The organism is Acidobacteriota bacterium (assembly GCA_012517875.1).
Lineage (GTDB): Bacteria > Acidobacteriota > JAAYUB01 > JAAYUB01 > JAAYUB01 > JAAYUB01.
In genome coordinates this window covers 1-19057 of record JAAYUB010000099.1, presented here as the reverse complement: position 1 = coordinate 19057, position 19057 = coordinate 1, and the positions used below count along the sequence as shown (strand labels likewise).

Below are 19057 nucleotides of genomic sequence, written 5' to 3'. Positions count from 1 at the left end.
TAACCGCCGGGTCGCCGCGACGTAGGCGGCCACCCGCTGCCAGTCGGGCACCGTCGCGGCGGACGGGAAGAACCGGCCGAGTCGCGCGCCCAGTTCCGGGTCGGCCGAATCCGCGGCGGGATCCGCCGCCAGAGCCAGCAACCGCTCTGCCAGCGTCTGCTCATAGCGCCAGTAGCGGTACAGGTACAGCCGCCGCCCTTCCAGTACCAGCGGCGCCCATTCGCCGGCGCCGCCCACCGGCCGGCACGCCGCCAGGCGGCGCGCCCAGGCGCCGCCGCCGCCCCAGGCCGCCGTCTCCGGCCAGGCGGCGGCCGATTCATCCGCCGCCAGTTCGAGGTCCAGGCAGATGTGCCCTTCGGCGCGGGCACGGCTCACCAGCGCCGCCGCCGCCGCCAGCACCGGTCCGGCGGCCGGGTCCAGCCCGTCGACAAGCCGGGCGAAGTGGCGGTCGATTTCCTGAAACCGCGGATCCGCCAGGATCCGCTCCGCTACGGCGTCCATGACGGCTCCTCCAGGATGCGCGCCGCCCACCCCTCCACCTGCGCCCGTTCCGGACGGCGGTGGAAGACGCCGGGACGGCGTGGGTCAGCCGGATCCATCCCCCGCAGAAACAGGTAAAAGGCGCCGCCCATGTGGCGGTCGTAGTCGTAGCCGGGGAGCGTGCGCGCCAGGTACCGGTGCAGCGCCAGCACGTACAGGTTGAGTTGCAGGTCGTAGTGGTGAACGCGCATGGCCTCGGCGAGCCGCTCCGGCAGGTAATCGCCGGGCTGGATGCCGAGGTGGTTGGACTTCCAGTCCAGCAGGTAGTACCGGCCGGCGTGGCGGAACACCAGGTCGATATAGCCCCGCAGATACCCGGAGACGGCCACCAGCGCGGACGGCTCGTCGTCGCCCGCCAGCGTCGCCAGGTCCGCCGGAGTCACCAGTCGCAGCGGCAGCCAGAACTCCAGCTCCGGAACCCGATCCGGCCCGCCGATGTCCGCCAGCCGCAGGCCGTCGGTCAGCGGCGCGGCCAGCACCCGCTGCATCCAGCGGGCGACCCCGGGGGCCCAGGCCGCGCCGTCCGACGACCGCCGGGCCAGTCCGTGCCGCCGGAGCTGCTCCTCCACCACGCCGGCGCAGTCGGGCGCGGCGAAGTCGATCCGCTCCAGGATCGCGTGCAGCGCCGTGCCGGCACGCACGCCCCGGGGGAAGGCCAGATGATCCTCACGCGCCGCGACCGCCGGCTCCGCAGACACTGCGGCCGGCCCGATCTCGGGATCGTGGTCAGGCAGCTCCTCCACGGCGGGGGTTGCGGCGGCGCCCCGCGTGAGCACGGAGTAGCTCACCACGCGCCAGCCCGCCGGGACCGGCGCCAGCAGCTCCCGCGGCACCCGCGGGACGACCGCTCCGGCGGTCGGGGCGAGCATCGGCGGCGCCGCCAGCGGCAGCTCGGCGACCTCGATGGGCGCGCCGCTCCGCAGCGCCTCCAGATCCGCCAGCAGCGCCTCGCGCGTCGGCGGCAGCGCGGGCTCGCCGTCGCGCCGGTGGAAGAGGTAGGCGGGTGCCGAATCCTCAGCTTCGTTAATGCGGTCCCAGGCGAGGTAGCACCGGCATCGGGCGCGGGTCACCGACACGTAAAGCAGCCGGACGTCCTCGGCCAGTTTCTCCCGCCTGGCCCGGACCTTATCCGCGCAGCCGTAATCCCAGACCGGCCGGCCGGTATCGTCGTGGTAGCCGCACGGCTCATTTTTCGAGAGCTTCCTCCCTCTGCTCCACGGGAACGGGAGAAACACCACGGGAAACTCCAGCCCCTTGCTGCGATGCATGGTCAGGACCTGGACGGCGTCGGCATCGCTTTCGAGACGCAGCTCGTACGCGTCCACCCGTTCGTCACCGGACTCGGCCCGTCGGCCCGCCAGCCATCCGATCACGCCGGCCAGGCCCATGCCGCACTCCGACTCGATCCCGTGCAGCAGCTCCGCCACATGGAAAAAATTGGTCACCCGCCGCTCGCCGCCGGCCAGGCCCAGCAAACGCCCCCGGACGCCGCACTCCGCGTCCAGCCGCCGGAGCATGGGGAGCAGCCCCCGCGTGGCCCACGCGTCGTGCAGGCGGTGGAACTGTTCGAGCCAGCCTTCCCACTCCGTCGCCTCGCGGGCCAGCCGGTCCACGCCGGCCAGGTCCAGCCCCAGGGCGTCGGTGAGGAGCGCGGCGCGCACCGCGCCGCCCGACGACGGCGCCGCCGCCGCCCGCAGGATCAGCTCCATCTCTTCCGCCTCCGGAGAACCGAACACGTTGTCGGCCCGGGAGAGCACCGCCGGCACGCCGGCGGCCTGGAGCGCATCCTTCACGAGCTGCGCCTCGGTCCGGCTGCGGACCAGGACGGCCGCGTGGGCCGCGCGGAACGGTTCGGCGCCGATCCGGCAGTCGCGGGCCGGATCCAGCAGCCGGCGGATCTCCGCGGCCACCGCGCGGGCGGCCATTTGGCGGGCCACGGCAACCTTGTACCGGCCATCGTCCCAGCACCACTCGGGCAGGTCGGGCGGCAGGGTCCAGATAGTGAGCGCCGGCGCTTCCCGGCCGCCTTCGGTGAGCAGCGGACAGGGACGCTCGGCATCCGCCTCCACGGGCGGCAGTTCGATCCCCGCGATCACGAAGGGACGCTCGCCCCTGAACAGCCGCGCCGTCGCCGCCAGCAGCCCGGGTGTGGACCGGTAGTTGCGCGTCATCGTGTGCCGGACCACGCCCTGTTCTCGCGCGGCGCGCAGGTAGGCGAAGATGTCGGCGCCGCGAAAGCTGTAGATGGACTGCTTCGGGTCGCCGATGTAAAAAACCGTCGTATCGCTCCGGCCAAATGCCTTCTGAAAGATGGCGTACTGAACGGGGTCCGTGTCCTGAAATTCGTCCACAAGCACCGCCCGGTACCGGGCGCGCAACGCGGACCCCAACTCCTCGCCGTCGGGTCCGGCCAGCGCTTCGCGCACCGCCCGGAGCAGATCGTCGAAGCCGCGCACCCGCGCCGCCTCCTTGCGCCGTGGCAGCTCCCGGCGGACCTGCTCCACGAGGCGCATTTCCAGGGCAAACAGCGCGTCGGCCACCTGCCCGTTCAAGCGCTCCGTCTCCGCAACGATTTCGCCGAACAGGGCGATGGCGGAATGCTCCGGCAATCCGAATCCCTTTTTCAGCGACCGGCTCATCTTGTCCGGGATGAGCAGCTCGACGGCCTTCAAATCCACAGCGGCGGCGCCGGCCTGCAGCCAGGCATCGATGGCGCGCGCCAACCGGTCCACCGATTCATCCTTGTAGATGTTGCCCTTGAAGCGTCCGTCGAGTAACAATGCGATCACGTCGTCCCGTGCAGACAGCCACATCCCGCCGAACCGGACATACCGGTTGTGGAGCTCGGCGAAGCGGCGATCCATCGCCGCCGCATCCACGGGCGCGACCTCAGGCAACAGGCGCAGCTCGGGATTCCACAGTTGACGGGGCAACCGGTCCACCAGCGTGTCGGGGGTCAGCCCCTGCTCGGCGGCATGAGCCGCCAGCCAGGCCGGGGCACCGGCGATCTCCCGCCGCCAGAAGTCGCAGACCACCTCCCGGAGCAGATCGTCCGTGTCGGTCGCCAGCTCGGTCTGGAACAGCACCCGGCTCTCGAACGCCGACACCTTCAGCACCCGGTGGCAAAAGCCATGGATGGTGAAGATGGCTGCCTGATCCATGTCCTGCTCGGCAGCCTGAAGGCGCGCGGCCAGCGTCGCCGCTCCGTGTCGCGCCGCCGCCCGCCGCCGGATGGTGTCGATTTCGGCGTGGCGGCACGGGCCGTCCTGGAGGGCGTCCTTCAAAAAGCGGCGCACACGCCGGCGCAGCTCCGCGGTGGCCGCCTCGGTGAAGGTCACCGCCAGGATCTGGTCCACCGGCGGTGCGTCGTCCGGCTCCAGCAGGAGGCGCAGGCATAGCAGTGCCATGGCGTACGTCTTGCCGGTGCCGGCGCTGGCCTCGATGAGGTGGCGGCCCGCGAGCAGCTCGTCGGCCAGGACATCGAACGATCGGCAGGTCCGCTTGTTCACCGCGTCTCCTCACCAGAGTCCAGCAGCGGTTCGAACACCGTCAGCGCCAGCCTGGCGAATTCCTCGTGCACTCCGCCGCCTTCAGAGGCGAACACACCGAGGCGGTCCAGGGCCAGGCGGAGGCAGAAGTCATCAGCCTCCGGAGATTTCCGGTATCCACCCAGCCATTCGTCCTGAGCCGCGCGCATGGCCCGGGCGGTGTCACCCTGTTTGCGGAACTCCGCCGCGAATTTCTCGGATGACCGGGGCGCGAAGGGGATGAACCCGTGGACCCCTTCCCAGAACACCTCAAGCAGTCGGGCGAGCACAGCCGCCGGGTCGGGGATCGGCGCGATGGACCAATGGTCGACATCTTTCTTCTTCATCCCGATGAACACGCCGCGGCTCACCCGGTCGGGATGAGCGGCCGACAGAAGCAGGAGCTCCACCCACAGGGACAGCCGGTCTACGGCCCGAATCGCCCCCGGCCGGACCCGCAGAAGTGTGCCGCCGGACACTCCCCCCACCGCGCCCCGGATGGTGAGGGGCCCGTCCGGGCCTGGGAGCGCGAGCTCCACCGCCATCGACTCGGTCTCGGCATCTCCCTGCGCCTGCGCCACCCGCTCCCGGATGGCCACCGCCTCCCGCCACAGTTCGGCGAACGCCACCTGACCTGCCGTGCCGGGGGGAAGCTCCCCGGCCGCCTGGAGACGCGCACGCGTCGGACCGGGATCGGCTCCGATCGCCAGCCCGGTCAGCACCGCGTCCTTGAGGCAGTATTTCGCCAGACTGTCCAGCGCAAACGGCTCCTCGCCCGACGGCTCCGCCTCCTCCCGCTCGAAGCGGGCCTGGAGGCGGTTCACCAACAAAAACTTGGCCGGGTTGCGGAAGAACTCCGTCAGTTGTCCGGGTGTCATCACCCGCCACTCCGGCCCCGCCGGGGGCAGGCGGGACGGCACGGCCGGCGCGGCGGCGGGTCCTCTCCCCGCCGCCTGCGCGGCGGCTTCCGAGAAGGTGAACAGCGCGCCGCCGGGCGGCCCGGTGAAATAACGTTCGCTGAACGGCTGGAGCGGGTGCTCCACGACCAGGCGAGGAACCGGCGGTTCGTCCCCCGGCGCCTGCTGCCTGCCGGCGTCGGGAAACCGGTACCCCTGGTCGATGTAATCGATGAGTTGACTCACCACCACGGCGGGTTGGAGCGCCGAGTTGTCCCGCGCATGGCGACCGATGTAGCTGATGTAGAAAACGTCCCTCGCCGACAGCAGCGACTCCAGAAACAGGTAGCGGTCTTCGTCGCGGCGGGAGCGGTCCAGGATCCGGTGTTCGCGCCGCATCAGGTCGAAACCGCACTCCGGCGCCTGTCGGGGAAATTCGGCATCGTTCAAGCCCAGCAGGGCGATCACCCGGAACGGGATGCTCCGCATGGGCACCATGGAGCAGCAGGTCACCCGCCCGGTCAGGAACCCGAACTCCACGGCGGGCTGACCCAGCGTCTCCTCCAGGCTGTGCCGCACCGCGTCCAGCCCGTACGCCGGCCCCTCATCCCCCAACCCCGGCAATTCGCCCAGGTCGTGGATCGCGGCCAGCAGGCACTCGGTTTCCCGGTCCACGTCTTCACTGCGGACGAAGAATTCGTCCAGCAACACGGCCAGCCGCCGGGCCCACTCCCGGCGGGTGACGCTGCCGTCCAGCGTGCGGGCCAGCCGTCCGAAGGCCGCCACCAGCTCGGCCAACCGGCCCAGCACCGCGGCACCGTCCCCCTCCACCCCGGCGGCCGGGGCGATGCCGCCGAACAGCGCGTCCGCTTCGGGCGGCAGCGCGTACCCCAGCAGCAGGCGGTCCAATCCGGCGCGCCAGGTGTGGGTCGGTTCCGGTGGCAGGCCCAGCCGTTCCTTGGACGGGCCGTCGAGGCCCCAGCGGATGTTGGCGCCGACCAGCCACCCTCGGATGCGCTCCAGGTCGTCCGCCGTCAACGCGAAGCGCTCCCGCACGGGGACGAATTCGAGCAGGGCCAGCACGTCCGGCGCGGTGAAGCGGCTGTCCGCCAGTCGGAGCAGCGTCAGGAAGGCCTCCGCCACCGGGCTCTCGCGGCGCGGGCTGCGGTCGGTGATGGTGTACGGAATCCGCCGCCCCGGCGGGACCGAATCGAACACCGCGCGCAGGTAGGGCGCATACGTCTCGATGTCAGGCGCCAGCACCAGGATGTCGCCGGGCGCCAGGTCTGGCAGCGTGGCGAAGCAGTCCAGGAGGTGGTCGTGCAGGACCTCCGCCTCCCGCATGAGGCTGTGGCAGCTCACCACCCGAATGGAACGGTCGTCCGGCGCCACCGGCAGGGGCGCCGCCTCCGGATTTTTGCCGCGGCCGCGGTTCACAAGCTGTTCCAAATCAGCCTGAAGACGGCCCAGCAGATGCCGCCGTTCCCGTTGGGGAAACAACTCCTCGGCTTGAGCGTCCAGGTCGAGGAGGGCTTCAAGGAAATCGCGGCCGGTTTTGCCCCACGCCTCGAGCAGCGGCTGGCGCGCTTCCAGGTGGAATTCGCGGTCCAGCTCCGGATCGGCGGGACGGCCGCCGCGCAAGCGGCGCCGCTCGCGCTCCGAACGCAGGTCGCCCCAGTACTCGGCCGACGGCGTCAGGAGGTGGATGTAGACGGGGACGTGCCGCGCCAGCGCCGCCAGGACGGCCAGGTGATACGGCGGCAGGGTGGGCAAGCCGAACACGGACACGCGCTCCGCCAGGGCGGCGACGCTCGCCCGCGGCCCCCGCTCCAGGCAGGCGAGCAGCCGCTCCTGGAGCCGGAGGCGGTGGCCGCCGCCGAGCCGTTCCAGCAGGGCCCGCCAGACCAGCGCCTGCCAGGCTTCGTCGGCATCGCCGGGCAGACGGCGTCCGCCGGTTTCCCAGGCCCGGATGAAATCGGGCCGGTACACCAAGTACTGGTCGAAGGTGTCGGCGATCCGGCTGGCCAACTGGTAGAGCCTGAGTTCGCTGCCACCGATGTATTGCCGGATGGGCGCCGTCTCCGGCCGCTCCGCCAGTCCGACGTCGGTGCGGAGCAGGTCGGCCACCGCCCAGGTCAGGTTGTCCCGGTCAAACGGGGCGGGATCGTCCGCTTCCGGAACCAGCGGGCGCAGCACGTCGGTCACCAGCCGGTTGGGGAAGATGAACCGGGTATGGGCGCAGACGCCGGTGGCGCGGGCCAGCCGGAGCGACAGCCACCGACCCATGCCGCGGGTGGGCACCACCACGATCTCGGGGCGCAGTGGATCGCCGAGCGGCGCTTCGGCGACCATCCGGGCCAGCCGGTCGGCCAGGGCGTTCAGGTCGTTGCTGGTCCGGAGGAACAGGCCCGCTTCCAGCGGTGTGTGTGCGGCTCTCGGCATGGTGTCATCGTATTGCATACCGGCGAAGAAGTTCAAGTTTTTCATACCCGCGGCGGGCTGCGGAAACGCCAAACTTCACGGCACGATGTCCGATATCCGAATTCCAATGTCCGATTTCCGATGTCTGCTGTCCGCGATTCCACTTGGGCGCCGCCGACCGGCGGTGCTAAGATGCACTTTCGATTTTTCCCCGAGGAGGCAGTATGCGGCGATTCATCGCGCTCCTGGTGCTGGCGGCCGCCGCCGGCTGGGCGCTGGCCGGCGATCGACTGGCCGAGCTGTCCCGCAAGGCGGACCAGTACAAGGGCAAGCAGGATTACGTGCATCTCTACAACGACGCCGACGTCCGGGTGCACCCCAACGGCATGAGCCACCGCGTCGAGCGCTCGGCGGTCAAGGTACTTTCGACGGCGGGCTGCCGGGAGTTTCAGACGCTGAGTTTCTTCTACGACCCGCTGACCATGGGCATCCGGGTGACGAGCGCCGCCGTGATCCGCCCCGACGGCACCCGCCGTGAGGTGCCCCTGGACGCGGTCCGGAGCTATCCCCAGCCGGCGCGGGCCATCTTCTGGCCCAACGTCCGCGTGTCGATTCCCTACGGCCTGCTGGCCGAAGGCGACGTCGTCACCTTGGAGCTGGAGAAGAAGGGCTTCTCCTACGCCCTCCTGGCGGAGGCGCTGGACGACACGCGGTTCGCGCCGCCCATGGAAGGCCATTTCTACGACATCGTCGAGATGCAGGCCGACCACCCGGTGCTCAGCACCCGGTACGCCGTGGAGGTGCCGGCGGGCAAGCCGATCCAGTACCGCGTCTACGGCGGCACGCTGGCGCCGGCCGCCGAGTTCACCGACACCGGCATGCGTTACATCTTCAGCCGCGAGGATGTCGAACCGCTGAAACGAGAGCCGGCCATGGTCGCCTCCTCCGACGTGGCCCTCAAGCTGCTCGTCTCCACGACGGTGCGCTGGGAGGACAAATCGGAGTGGTTTTATGGCGTCAACGAGAACTTCAGCTTCAAGGTGCTGCCCGAGATCAAGGCCAAGGTGGACGAGCTGGTCAAGGGCTGCCGCACCGACGAGGAGAAGATCGACGTCCTGAACCACTGGGTGGCCCACTACATCCGGTATTCCGGGCTGTCCATGGGCGAGGGCGAGGGGTACACCCTCCACCCCTCCGACATGATCTTCCGCGACCGGAGCGGCGTGTGCAAGGACAAGGCCAGCCTCCTGGTCACGTTCCTCCGCGCCGCCGGCTTCGAGGCGTATCCGGCCATGACCATGGCCGGCGCCCGGATCGACAACTTCCCCGCCGACTTCTTCAACCACAGCGTCGTGGCGCTGCGCCAGGGCGACGGCACCTTCCGGATGCTGGATCCGACCTGGGTGCCCTGGGTGCGCGAACAGTGGTCATCGGCCGAGCAGGAGCAGCAGTACCTCGTGGGCTATAAGGAGGGCCAGCCTCTCAGAACCACTCCGTACTCACCGCCGGAAAACCACTACTACGACCTGGCGGTGACGGGGGCCATCGCCGATGACGGTACCTTCACCGGCCGGCTGACCGTCAAAGCGGAAGGGCAGACCGACGCGATGATGCGGCGCGCCACCCGCGCCAACCACCGCCCGGAGACCGAGGCGTACTTCACCCGCATCCTCAAGGGCCTCTATCCCGACGTCACGATCACCGCCCTCGCGTACAGCGACCCCAACGACATCGCCAAGCCCATGGAAGCGGCCATCGACTGCGTCATCCCGCGCTACGCTCTGCGGGGCGGCGATGGCTGGCGGTTGCGCTCCCCGGCGCTGACCTACGCCCGCCGCGACCCCATCAACAACGAGCTCGACATGCGCTTCCCCGACACCGACACCCGGGAGTACGGGTTCCGGAGCCGCTGCACGAAGCTGTACCGGATCACCGAGAGTTTGGAGTTCCCCCGCGCCATCGCCGCCGACCGATCGGTGCTGGCGCCGGAGAAGCGTTGCGGCGGTGAATTCGCCGAACTGGCGCTCGCCGCATCCGCCGACGGCGCGACGTTGCGGCGCCAGACCACCCTGTCGCTGAAGAAACGGATCTACCCGGCCGCCGCCTGGAAGGAGTACAAGGACGCCATCGGCGCCTTCCAGGACGCGGAGAGCCGGTACGTGATCGTCCGCTACTAAAAGGAGGCGGCCATGAAACGCATCATCATCATGACCCTGCTCGCCGCCGCGCTGCTCCTGCCGGCGCTGGCCCAGGCCGCGGCGGAAGTGATCGAAGAGCACGTGACCTTCACCATCGCCGCCGACGGCGCCGTGCAGCGCCACGTCCGCCAGAAGGTCCAGGTCCACGACGCCGTGGCGTTCGGCCGTTGGGGCGAGTGGTTCCACACCTACAATCCCGACCTGGAGGAGATCCGGATCATCCGCTCGGTGACGACCCAGGCCGACGGCACCGCCGTGCCCACCCCCGACAACGGCATCCTGGACCAGGGCGTCTTCGCCGTCCAGAACGCCCCCGACTTCACCCATCTGCGGGAGAAGATGGTCTCCCACACCGGACTCGAACCCGGCTGCACGATCGATTTCGAATACGTCATCGCCGACCGGCGGCCGTTCCGCACGGCCGTATACGAAAGCATGGCCGGCTACTACCCCATCCGCCGGAAAACCGTGACCGTCGCGGGCCGTCTGCCGGCCCCGGTCCGGACCCACGGCCTGGCGCGCGGCGCCGGCCGCAACGCCTTCACGGTGACCGACGTCCCGCCGCTGCTTCAGGACAACCACTTCACCGCGGCGGCGGATACGCCGTTCGTCTACCTCGAGCTGCGCAGCCCGCTGGCCGCCGCGCGCGCGGCCATCGCGGCCCAGTCGCGTGACGGACTGCCCGACCTGCTTGCCGAGCTGAAGCTGGGCCCCGACGCCCTGCCCGGCGAGATCCTGACGCGCCTCCGCCACCTGCTGAACGAGCGACTGGCGCCGGTGGCGCTGAACGCGGAGCGCACCGCCTATACCCTGCGGGCGCTGCCGGCCGTCTGGCGGTCGGGCTACGCCACGCCGCTGGAGTCGGCCGCCCTGGCCGCCGCGGTACTGGACCACTACCGCGTGGAACACCAGGTGGCGGCGCTCGCCGAAATCGTCGACGGCCAGCCGCTGCTCGACGATCCCGGCTGGGCCGTGCTGACACCGAACGGGCCGGTCTGCCCGGCCAGCCTGCCGGCGGACGGGCGAGTCCCGGTGGCCCTCGACGGCCGGGTTCTTGCCGAGCCCGCTCCGACGGTAGTGGAGCTCTGGATTGACCTGACGGAATCCGAAGGCGGCGCACTGGAGGGCCCCGCCCTGCTGGCCGTGGACCATCCGCCCGCAGCGGCGGCACTGGCCCGCCTGCTCCCATTGGCCGGCGCCAAGGCGTCCGGCGTCGAGACCACACACGCCACGCCCCAGCGCGTGGTCCAGACGGGGACGGTGACCGCCGCGCTGGCGGACGACCGGCTGACCCTGACCGACGCCCTGGCCGATTACCTCCAACTGCCGGCGCTCGTCGCCGCGGCGGAGCGCTGCACGCGGCTCAGCCTGCCGGCACCCGTGCGCGTCCGGATGCACCTCACGGTGCGGACGCTGAAAGCCCGCCGCTGGGTGACGGCGCCGCCCCAGACGGTGGCCAACGCCGCCGGCTCCAGCCGCTGGGCCTGGACGGCCGGCGACGACCGCCTGGAGCTCTCCGCGCAGCTCGACCTGAAGGCCACCCGGTTCGAGCGACCGGCGATGGCCGAACTGCAGGCCCTGCTGGCGCCGCTGCTGGCCGCCAGCCACAAGGTCGCCTTCGCCGAGGCCCCCTGATCCTATCGGCCGGGCGTCCCAACTGCGGCGGGACGTCCGGCCCTGTTTTCGTCCTCCGGCATCTCTGACTTGAACCGCACCCCCCCATGACCGTCATCCAAGCAGCCGGCATGCGGTGGATGCCGAGTCAACGGCCGATTCAAGAGAAGTTCATGGACGCGATCATCCAGTTCCTGCTGCAGCACGGTTACCTCTTCCTGTTCCTCCTGGTGTTCGTGGAGCAGCTGGGCCTGCCCGTGTCCGCTCTGCCGGGCCTGCTGGCCATGGGCGCGCTGGCTGCCGGCGACCGCTTTTCTTTCGCGGGGGCGCTGGCCGCCGCCTTCGCCGGATCGGTGATCGCCGACACCGGCTGGTACCTGCTGGGGCGCTGGCGGGGTCACGCGGTGATCCGGCTGCTCTGCCGGATCGCGCTGGAACCGGACACCTGCGTGCGGCGCACCCTGGGCGCGTTCGACCGGCTGGGGGCGTGGACGCTGGCGGTGGCCAAGTTCCTGCCCGGCCTGAGCCTCATCGCTCCGCCGCTTGCCGGCGCCAGCCGAATGAGTCCGCTGGTGTTCCAGATCGGCAACGGAGCCGGGATCATCCTCTGGGCCGGCGGCTGGATGGTGCTGGGCTGCCTGTTCCACACCCAGCTCGAGGTGCTGGCCCGCTGGGGCCTGCGCCTGGGCGCCTTCCTCATCGTTCTGTTGGCCGTCCCGCTGGCCGTGTATGTGATTTTGAAATTCCGGCACCGGCGGCGATTTCTGCGCACGATTCACCGGGCCCGGATCGGCGTCGACGAGCTGGCACTGATGCTGGCGAGCGCCGATCCGCCCGCGGTCATCGATCTGCGCCACCCCGACGAGATCGCCGCCGACGGAGGGATCCTGCCCGGCGCCCACCGGATCCCGGCCGCCGAGCTGGAACGCCGCCGCGGGGAGATCCCGTCCGACCGGGATGTGGTGTTGTACTGCAACTGCCCCCGTGAGGCGTCGAGCGCCGCCATGGCCCTGAAGCTGCATCGATTGGGTTTCCCCCGCGCCCGACCGCTGGCGGGCGGCCTGGATGCCTGGCGGGCGTCCGGCCGGCCCGTGGATCCCGCCGAACCCCCGACCTCCATTTAAAATGACGGATTTCCTGCCGGCAACGGATCAACGGGCCGGGGACGGCCCGTCCAGCCGCTCGGCCCGCTTGCGGCATTGCGCCGCCTCGTCGGTCCGGCCCAACTCATCGAGCACAAGACCCAGCCGGCGCCAGCCCTCGGCATGGTTCGGCTGTCTCTCCAGAAACCGGCGATAGTGCCCCTCGGCCTGGATGTACCGCCGGCCCGACGCCAGCACGTTGCCCAGTTCCAGCTCCGCTGCGGCGAACCCGGGGTTGAGCGCCAGCACGGTGCGCAGCGAGGCCTGCGCGCGATCGAGTTCGCCGAGGCGGGCGCAGAGCAACGCCAGGTTGAAATGCGCCAGGTGGTAGTTGGGTTCCAGCGACAGCGCCCGCCGATAGCATTCGCCGGCTTGGGTGGGCCGCCCACTGCGCTGATAGACGTTGCCCAGATTGGTCCAGGCCACGGGGTTGTGGGGTTCCAGCTCCAGGACTTGGCGGTACATGGCCGCCGCGCGGTCCAGTTGCCCGGTGCGGGAGAAATAGATGGCGAGGTTGAGGTAGTACCCGGCGTCCTTCGACACCTGGGGGAACTGCGCCAGCAGGGCGAATGCCTCGTCGTACCGGCCGGTCTGAATGGCCAGGTAGGCCATGCGGTTGGCGACGACGCCGGACTTGGGCTGACGGCGCAGCACTTGTTCGTAGAGGCCTTGGGCGGCGGCGTAGTCGCCCCGATCGCGCGCGATGTCGCCCAGCTGCAGCAGGGCGTCCGTGTTGCCCGGCTCCAGCGCCAGCACCCGCCGGAAGCCGGCGACCGCCTTCTCCAGTCGGCCCTGGCGCATCTGGACCACGGCCAGGTTATAGTTCGGGCGGGGCTTGTCCGGCGCCTTGGCGGCGGTGTCGCTCCAGAACGCCAGTGGCGAGCGGTAGGCGGGCAGGCGCGCCTGCAGCAGACCAGCGAACCCGAGCACCAGAAGGCCGAGCACCACGGCGCCCGCCGCCGTCCACCACCGGTCCCGGCGATCGCCGCGCAGCGCCGCGTCCGCCGGCCAGGCCAGGCCGGCGATCAGCAGGGCCAGGAACACGGCGGGCACATAGATCCGGTACTCCATCAACGGATCCGCGATGGGAATGATGCTGGACGTGGGCGCGCCGGCCAGCGGGTACATGACGCCGGCCAGCACCACCAGCCGGCGGCGGCGGCGCCACGCCCAGACCAGGCCGGCCAGCGCGGCGGCCCAGAACACCAGGCTCGCCAGGAGGCGCGGGTCCAGCAGGCTCCGGACGGCCGGGTAGTCCGGGTCGGCACAGAGCCAGGCCGGTAGCGGCAGAAGGAACACACCCACCTGGCGCGCCACGAGGGTAACCTGGGTCAGAAAGTACTCCCACCGGGTGAAGGGGAGCCCGCCACCTCCCACGGTCTCGCCCCAGTCGAACTGGAGCACCTTCAGGAGCAGCGCCGCCGTGACCACGGCAAGCGCCAGCCAGAGCTTCTTCTCCTCCCGCCAGGTCTGACGGAGCGTGCGTCCATCCAGCAGCGCGATCAGCAGGCAGACGGCCGGAAACGTGACCGCCATCTCCTTCGACAAGCCGGCCGCCAGGTAGGCCGCCGTCACCCCCAGCCAGCCGATCCCCGCGGGTCGGTCCCGTTGCCGCAGGTACAGGATCAATCCCAGCAGGTAGAAGCCGGCGCAGAGGAGTTCCGACCGCGCCGACACCAGCACCACCGCCATGGACAGCAGCGGGTTGGCTAGGAACACCGCACCGGCTCCCAGAGCCCACCAGAGCGTCGCCGGGGCCGCGCCCGCCGCGCCTCCCCAGCGGCGCGCCAGCACCAGGAACACCATCGCCACCAGCCAGGCGTTGAGCCCGTGGAGAGCCACCTGCACGGCGTGATACCCGAGCGGCGCGTAGCCGCCCCAGGCGTAGTTGATCGCATACGACAGGATGACGAGGGGGCGGTTGTGGTGGAGCATGGCGGGTAGGTTGCCCAGGCTCAGAATCGGCCGGTTGTCAAACACGAGATACAGGTCATCGAACAGGAAGGGAGCTTGCAGGGCCGGCCAGTAGAGGATGAACGCTCCGATCAGGAAGACCGCGGCGGCGGTGGCCAGGGCGGACCGGTCGTTCCGGGAGGCGGCGGTTGCGGCTGGGTCGGGCGCTCCATTCACGGCACCAGTATAGGGCATTCGGACGTCGAACCCAACCCCATTGTCTCACCGGCGGCGCACCGGCGATGGTACGCCGGCGGCTGATCGCGTATAATGGGCGCGGCCTCGCGGCCGACACTCTCGCCGGATGGAGACGGCATGGTCCGGTTGCAGCGCGGTATCACGGCGGAACAGGACGGGCGGATCCGGCGCCCGGCTCCCGCGCCGCCCCTGACGCCGTCGGAGGAAAAGGAGATCGCCTACTACAGCGGCATCCGCCGCGCGCACGGCGACACCGGCTTCTTTGACCTGCTGACGGCCAAGGCCAACTTCATCCGCGTCTTCCAACTCCTCGCCGATCGGCTTGATCTCCAACCGGGTCAGACGGTCCTCGAAATCGGCGCCGGCCAGGGCTGGGCCAGCTGCCTGGCCAAACGCCGGCAGCCGGACTGCCACGTCGTCGCCGCCGATATCGCCCGCGACGCCCTGCTCTACGCCGCGGCATACGAGCAACTCCTCGGCGTGCGCATCGACGAGCTTTGGGAGTGCTCCGTGCGCGCGCTCCCCTTCGCCGACGCCCAGTTCCACCGCATCTTCGCCTTCGCCTCGCTCCACCACTTCGGCGAGCGGCACGACTACGGCGGGATCCTGGCCGAGGTGCTGCGCCTGCTCGCACCCGGCGGCCGCGCGGTGTTCCTGTACGAGAACTGGGCGCCCGGCTGGGCCATCGGCTGGATCCGCCGGCGGGCCCGCCGCCAGATGCGGGACGCCGTGGACGAGGATGTGCTCCATCTGGGGCATCTCCGCGACGCCGGCCGTCGGCTGGGCGGTCGCCTGGAGGTGGAGTTCTGGCCCAACCCGGGCTTCCGCGAATCGGCGGCGGCCGCCGCCTATATGGCCGTGCTGAACCGCTGTCGCTTCCTCGCGTCGATACTGCCGGGCACCGTCAACGTCACCCTTACCCTGCCCGCCGCCCCGTAATCCCCAATCCATCCCTCCGGCTGCGTCGCGAACCGCCGCCCCCCCTTTCCCTTCACATTCCTCAACTCACCGTTCTTTGTTCACCATTTACCGTTCACCAAAAAAAACGCCCCGCCCTTGCGGGCGGGGCCGTTTGGATCGGACGTTTCGGTCGTTCTACCAGGTGGCCTTGCAGGTGTAGTTCAGCGTGGAAGAATAGGCGCTGTTGTAGCCGTACACCTTGATGTAGAAGGTCGCCGTGGTGGTGCCGCTGTTCTTGTAGGAGATGCTCTCCACGGCACCGGTGCCGTTCTGGCCGCGCACGAGGACGGTCCCGGAGGAGTTGGCGATGTAGATGTCGTAGTCCTTCGTGGACGGCGGGGTCATCACCACCGCCAGGGTCTTGCCGGCGGGCAGGCTGACCTTGAAGAAGTCGACGTCGGTGGAGGTGCCGATCTTGGCGGTCACGGTGGTGCCGGAAGTGCTGATGGTGTTGGCCGTGGCCGTGGTGTTGTTGGATTCGGTCTCGTTCATGGACGTGCCGCTGGAGGCGGAATAGGTCGCCGTGAGGGTCACGCCGGAGAAGGCGGAGTACCCGTACACGCCGACATAGAAGGTGCCGGCCACCGGGTTGCTGATGGTCACGGTCTCGGCGTTGCCCGAGGTGTAGCCGCGCGCGTCATAGGAGCTGGTCGTCGGCGCGGCGCCGCGCTTCACGTACAGGTCGGCGTCGCCGGTGCCGCCCGAGGTCTTGACCACGAGGGAGGTCTGGCCGGACGGGACGGCGATCGTGTACATCAGCATGGTGCCGGTGGAACCCGACAGGTTCGAGACCGGCACGCCGTTGGTCAGCACGTTGCCGCCGCCGCCCGTGGTGATGGTCAGGCTCAGGGTGGCGGTCTTGGTCAGGCCGCCGCCGGTACCGGTAAGGGTCACGGTGTAGGTGCCCGCCGTGGCGGTGCCGCCGGCGATGGTGAGTGTGGAGGTGCCGGAGCCGGGCGCGGCGATGGAGGTCGGGCTGAAGGTGGCCGTGGCGCCGGAGGGCACGCCGGAGGCCGTCAGGGCAACCGCTGAGTTGAAGCCGCCGCTCACTGTGGTGGTGGCGGTGGCTGTACCGGACGCGCCCTGGGCCACCGACAAGGTGGAGGGCGAAACCGCCAAGGAGAAGTCCGGGGTGGTGGTGGAGCCGGTGTAGGTGGCCTTCAGGGAGACGCTGGCAAACGTTGCGTAGGCATACACGCCGATGTAGAAGTCGCCGGCCACCGGATTGCTGATGGTCACGGTCTCGGCGTTGCCGCTGGTGTAGCCGCGGGCGTCATAGGAACTGGTCGTCGGCTGGGCGCCGCGCTTCACATACAGGTCGGCGTCACCGGTGCCGCCCGAGGTGGTCACCACCAGGGAGGTCTGGCCGGATGGGACCGCAATCTTGTACATCAGCATGGTGCCGGTGGAGGCCCCCAGGCCGCTCACCGTCTGGCCGTTGGTCAGGGTGATGACGCTGACCGGAGCACCGGGCACGCCCACGGCGGTCCAGGCGTTGTGGACCTGAGTCACCTCGTTCGAAGAGGCGCCATACAGGTCGGTGGCCGCCTGGGCAGTGGCGGTCCGGGCGCCCTGGAAGTTGGTGGACGTGGTCATGTAGGTGGTCAGGGCGCGGTAGAAGATCTGCTCGGCCTTGGCCACGCCGATGCCCGTGACCACGGTGGTGGTCTTGGAACGCGGATGGGTGCCGCCCTGGACGAGCAGGCAGTAGGCCAGGTTACCGATGCCGGAGTTCAGGTGGACTCCGCCGTAATCCGAGGTGCCGGTGTAGCGTTCCGGATAATAGTCGTACGACTGGCCGTCCGCGGTGGGGTTGTTCATGTAGCGGAGCGCGTCACCGGAGGTGCTGGGGGTCCAGCAAACCTCGCCGATCTTCCATGTGTTGCTGTCGACCACACCCGTTGCATACGCCGACACGCTGGCGGCCCAGATGTCGGAGTAGGCCTCGTTCAGGGCGCCGGGTTCGTTGGAGTAGGTCATGTCAGCTGTATAGTCGGTCACGGCGTGGCCCCATTCGTGGGATACGACGTCCAAATCCTTGGCCAGCGAGCTGGCCTGGGAATTATCGCCGTCGCCGAAGGCGGTCTGGGAGCCATTCCAGTAAGCGTTCACGTAGTTGGAACCCACGTGCACCGAGGTGGTCATGACCGCACCGGCATTGTTAAAGGAGTCGCGGTTGAACTTGTTCTTGAAGTAATTATAGGTGGTACCGGCGTGGTTGTAGGCCGTTACGGCGGTGGTGTCAGTGGACGTGCCGCCTTCGGAGAACAGCAACGTGCCGGGCAGCGTCGTGCCGTTGTTGGCGGTGTACATCTTGCGGCTGAGGGCGTCCTTGATGATGCCGACACGCTCCACCAGGTCACCGGTGGTCACATCGGCGAAGATGCGGTCGATCCGGGGGCCGCGGTCGCTCATGTACTCAAAGGTGGTTTCCCAGGCCAGGTACAGTTTGTTCTCGGGGGAGAGCACATAGGTCATCGTGGGCATGTCCAGCATCCGGCCGTTGTGGATACCCGCCTCCCGGAGCGCCGTCACGAACGCCTGCTTGGGCGGCAGGAAGTTCCAAGGAATCGTCACGGCGTCGTGGGGCGCCAGGCGGCCGTTGATCACGAGCACCTCGCCCGTGTCACCGTCGATGTGCAGCCGGAGATCGGCGCCCATCACCGGGATGCCGCGGATGGACTGGGAGAAGCGCAGGTGCAGCTGGCCGAACTCGTCAGCCTGCGAGTCCCGCGGTTCCAGCTCTTCCTGGCCCGTGCAACGGAACACGGCGCTCAGGCTGTGAACGTAGTCAATGGCCCCGTCCACATCAGGGGAAGGCAGATAGCCGAGGCGGCCGGCGATGAAATCGGGCACGCCGTCCTTGTCGACGCTGATGGTCCTGACCTCAGGCAGCTGGGCCAGAGCCTTGACCTGCTCCTGCTGGAGCATCTTGGGATGACCGGTCGCGTTCAGCGCCAGGATCGAGCCGCTGAGCAGGACCGCCACAACCAACGCAACCCAGAAACGCCGCATAGAAACCTCCCAAAGTTTTTGATTCCCGCGGAGCGGTTCCGGCGCATGACGGAACGCCCGTCGTCTGGCAGGTGTATCGCCTGCGAGTCCGGGCGTTGTGAGTGAGTACCGTCGAACCACCAAATCTGCACCTTCACCGACGCGCTGAATAGTATTGGAGACAGTTGTAATAAAAGTAGCCGTCGAGGCGTTTTGTATGATGTTTTTTGATTATTTTTTTCATTATTTTTTATTCTTTATTTATCAACTACTTACAACGACTCTTCTCGGAATCACTGTTCGGTTTTTCGGACACTCGGAGCGGCCGTCCGTTTGTACCGGCAGGGGGACGCCCGCCGGACCGGCGCGGCGCCCGCCCGCCCGATTTTCCGGGCATCCAGGTTGCGGGGAGGGATACATGATTCGGTCATTGATGATTTGGATTTGTCTGCTGGTGGTGACGGCCGCGCTCGCGGCCGCCGAGTCGCCCGAGCTGGCCGAAGCCGCCCGGGCCGGCGACCGGGCGCGCGTCGAGGCGCTGCTGGACGCCGGGGTGGCGCCGGGCGCCACCAACGGCGGCGGGACGCCGGCGCTGGCGCTGGCCGCGGTGCGCG

General features: G+C 69.3%; 10 protein-coding genes. 5 read left to right on the top strand and 5 right to left on the bottom strand.

Annotated elements, in window-relative coordinates; all coding sequences use genetic code 11:
* The 3 genes from GX414_10575 to recC all read right to left on the bottom strand — a co-directional run.
* The coding region (locus GX414_10575) for an exodeoxyribonuclease V subunit alpha (protein ID NLI47537.1) at window positions 1–501 on the bottom strand (501 nt) is incomplete at its 3' end.
* Window positions 489–4049, bottom strand: a complete 3561-nt coding sequence (recB, locus tag GX414_10570; protein NLI47536.1) for an exodeoxyribonuclease V subunit beta — start codon at window positions 4047–4049, stop codon at window positions 489–491. The genes recB and GX414_10575, both read right to left, overlap by 13 nt.
* Entirely contained in the window at window positions 4046–7405 is a 3360-nt protein-coding gene (recC, locus tag GX414_10565; protein NLI47535.1) for an exodeoxyribonuclease V subunit gamma, read from the bottom strand. The genes recB and recC overlap by 4 nt, the downstream gene beginning before the upstream one ends.
* A gap of 203 nt (window positions 7406–7608) precedes the next feature.
* Between recC and GX414_10560 the strand changes: the two genes are divergently transcribed.
* The 3 genes from GX414_10560 to GX414_10550 all read left to right on the top strand — a co-directional run bounded on the left by GX414_10560 (window position 7609) and on the right by GX414_10550 (window position 12320).
* Window positions 7609–9561 (top strand): DUF3857 domain-containing transglutaminase family protein, encoded by a 1953-nt coding sequence (locus GX414_10560; protein NLI47534.1) that lies wholly within the window; start codon window positions 7609–7611, stop codon window positions 9559–9561.
* 12 nt (window positions 9562–9573) lie between these two features.
* A complete protein-coding gene (locus tag GX414_10555) occupies window positions 9574–11217 on the top strand; it encodes a DUF3857 domain-containing protein (GenBank protein ID NLI47533.1) in 1644 nt (547 codons plus the stop codon).
* 152 nt (window positions 11218–11369) lie between these two features.
* Window positions 11370–12320, top strand: a complete 951-nt coding sequence (locus GX414_10550) for a sulfurtransferase (protein NLI47532.1) — start codon at window positions 11370–11372, stop codon at window positions 12318–12320.
* A gap of 27 nt (window positions 12321–12347) precedes the next feature.
* On the opposite strand, the gene GX414_10545 is transcribed toward GX414_10550, so the two are convergent.
* Window positions 12348–14486 carry a tetratricopeptide repeat protein gene (locus GX414_10545; GenBank protein NLI47531.1) on the bottom strand — a complete coding sequence of 713 codons (2139 nt, stop codon included), beginning with the start codon at window positions 14484–14486 and terminating at the stop codon, window positions 12348–12350.
* A 120-nt stretch (window positions 14487–14606) separates the two neighbouring features.
* On the opposite strand from GX414_10545, the gene GX414_10540 reads away from it, so the two are divergent.
* Complete coding sequence (locus tag GX414_10540) at window positions 14607–15428, top strand: class I SAM-dependent methyltransferase (GenBank protein NLI47530.1); 822 nt, start codon at window positions 14607–14609, stop codon at window positions 15426–15428.
* Between the two features lie 156 nt (window positions 15429–15584).
* Here the strand turns inward: GX414_10540 and GX414_10535 are convergent, their stop codons facing one another.
* Entirely contained in the window at window positions 15585–18464 is a 2880-nt protein-coding gene (locus GX414_10535; protein ID NLI47529.1) for a peptidase M4, read from the bottom strand.
* 397 nt (window positions 18465–18861) lie between these two features.
* Between GX414_10535 and GX414_10530 the strand changes: the two genes are divergently transcribed.
* On the top strand, window positions 18862–19057 hold a 196-nt coding region (locus GX414_10530; GenBank protein ID NLI47528.1), incomplete at its 3' end, for a hypothetical protein.

Coding starts and splice junctions, on each gene's coding strand:
- recC (NLI47535.1), bottom strand. CDS start 7,405: ATGCCGAGAGCCGCACACACACCGCTGGAAGCGGGCCTGTTCCTCCGG.
- GX414_10560 (NLI47534.1), top strand. CDS start 7,609: ATGCGGCGATTCATCGCGCTCCTGGTGCTGGCGGCCGCCGCCGGCTGG.
- GX414_10555 (NLI47533.1), top strand. CDS start 9,574: ATGAAACGCATCATCATCATGACCCTGCTCGCCGCCGCGCTGCTCCTG.
- GX414_10550 (NLI47532.1), top strand. CDS start 11,370: ATGGACGCGATCATCCAGTTCCTGCTGCAGCACGGTTACCTCTTCCTG.
- GX414_10545 (NLI47531.1), bottom strand. CDS start 14,486: ATGCCCTATACTGGTGCCGTGAATGGAGCGCCCGACCCAGCCGCAACC.
- GX414_10540 (NLI47530.1), top strand. CDS start 14,607: ATGGTCCGGTTGCAGCGCGGTATCACGGCGGAACAGGACGGGCGGATC.
- GX414_10535 (NLI47529.1), bottom strand. CDS start 18,464: ATGCGGCGTTTCTGGGTTGCGTTGGTTGTGGCGGTCCTGCTCAGCGGC.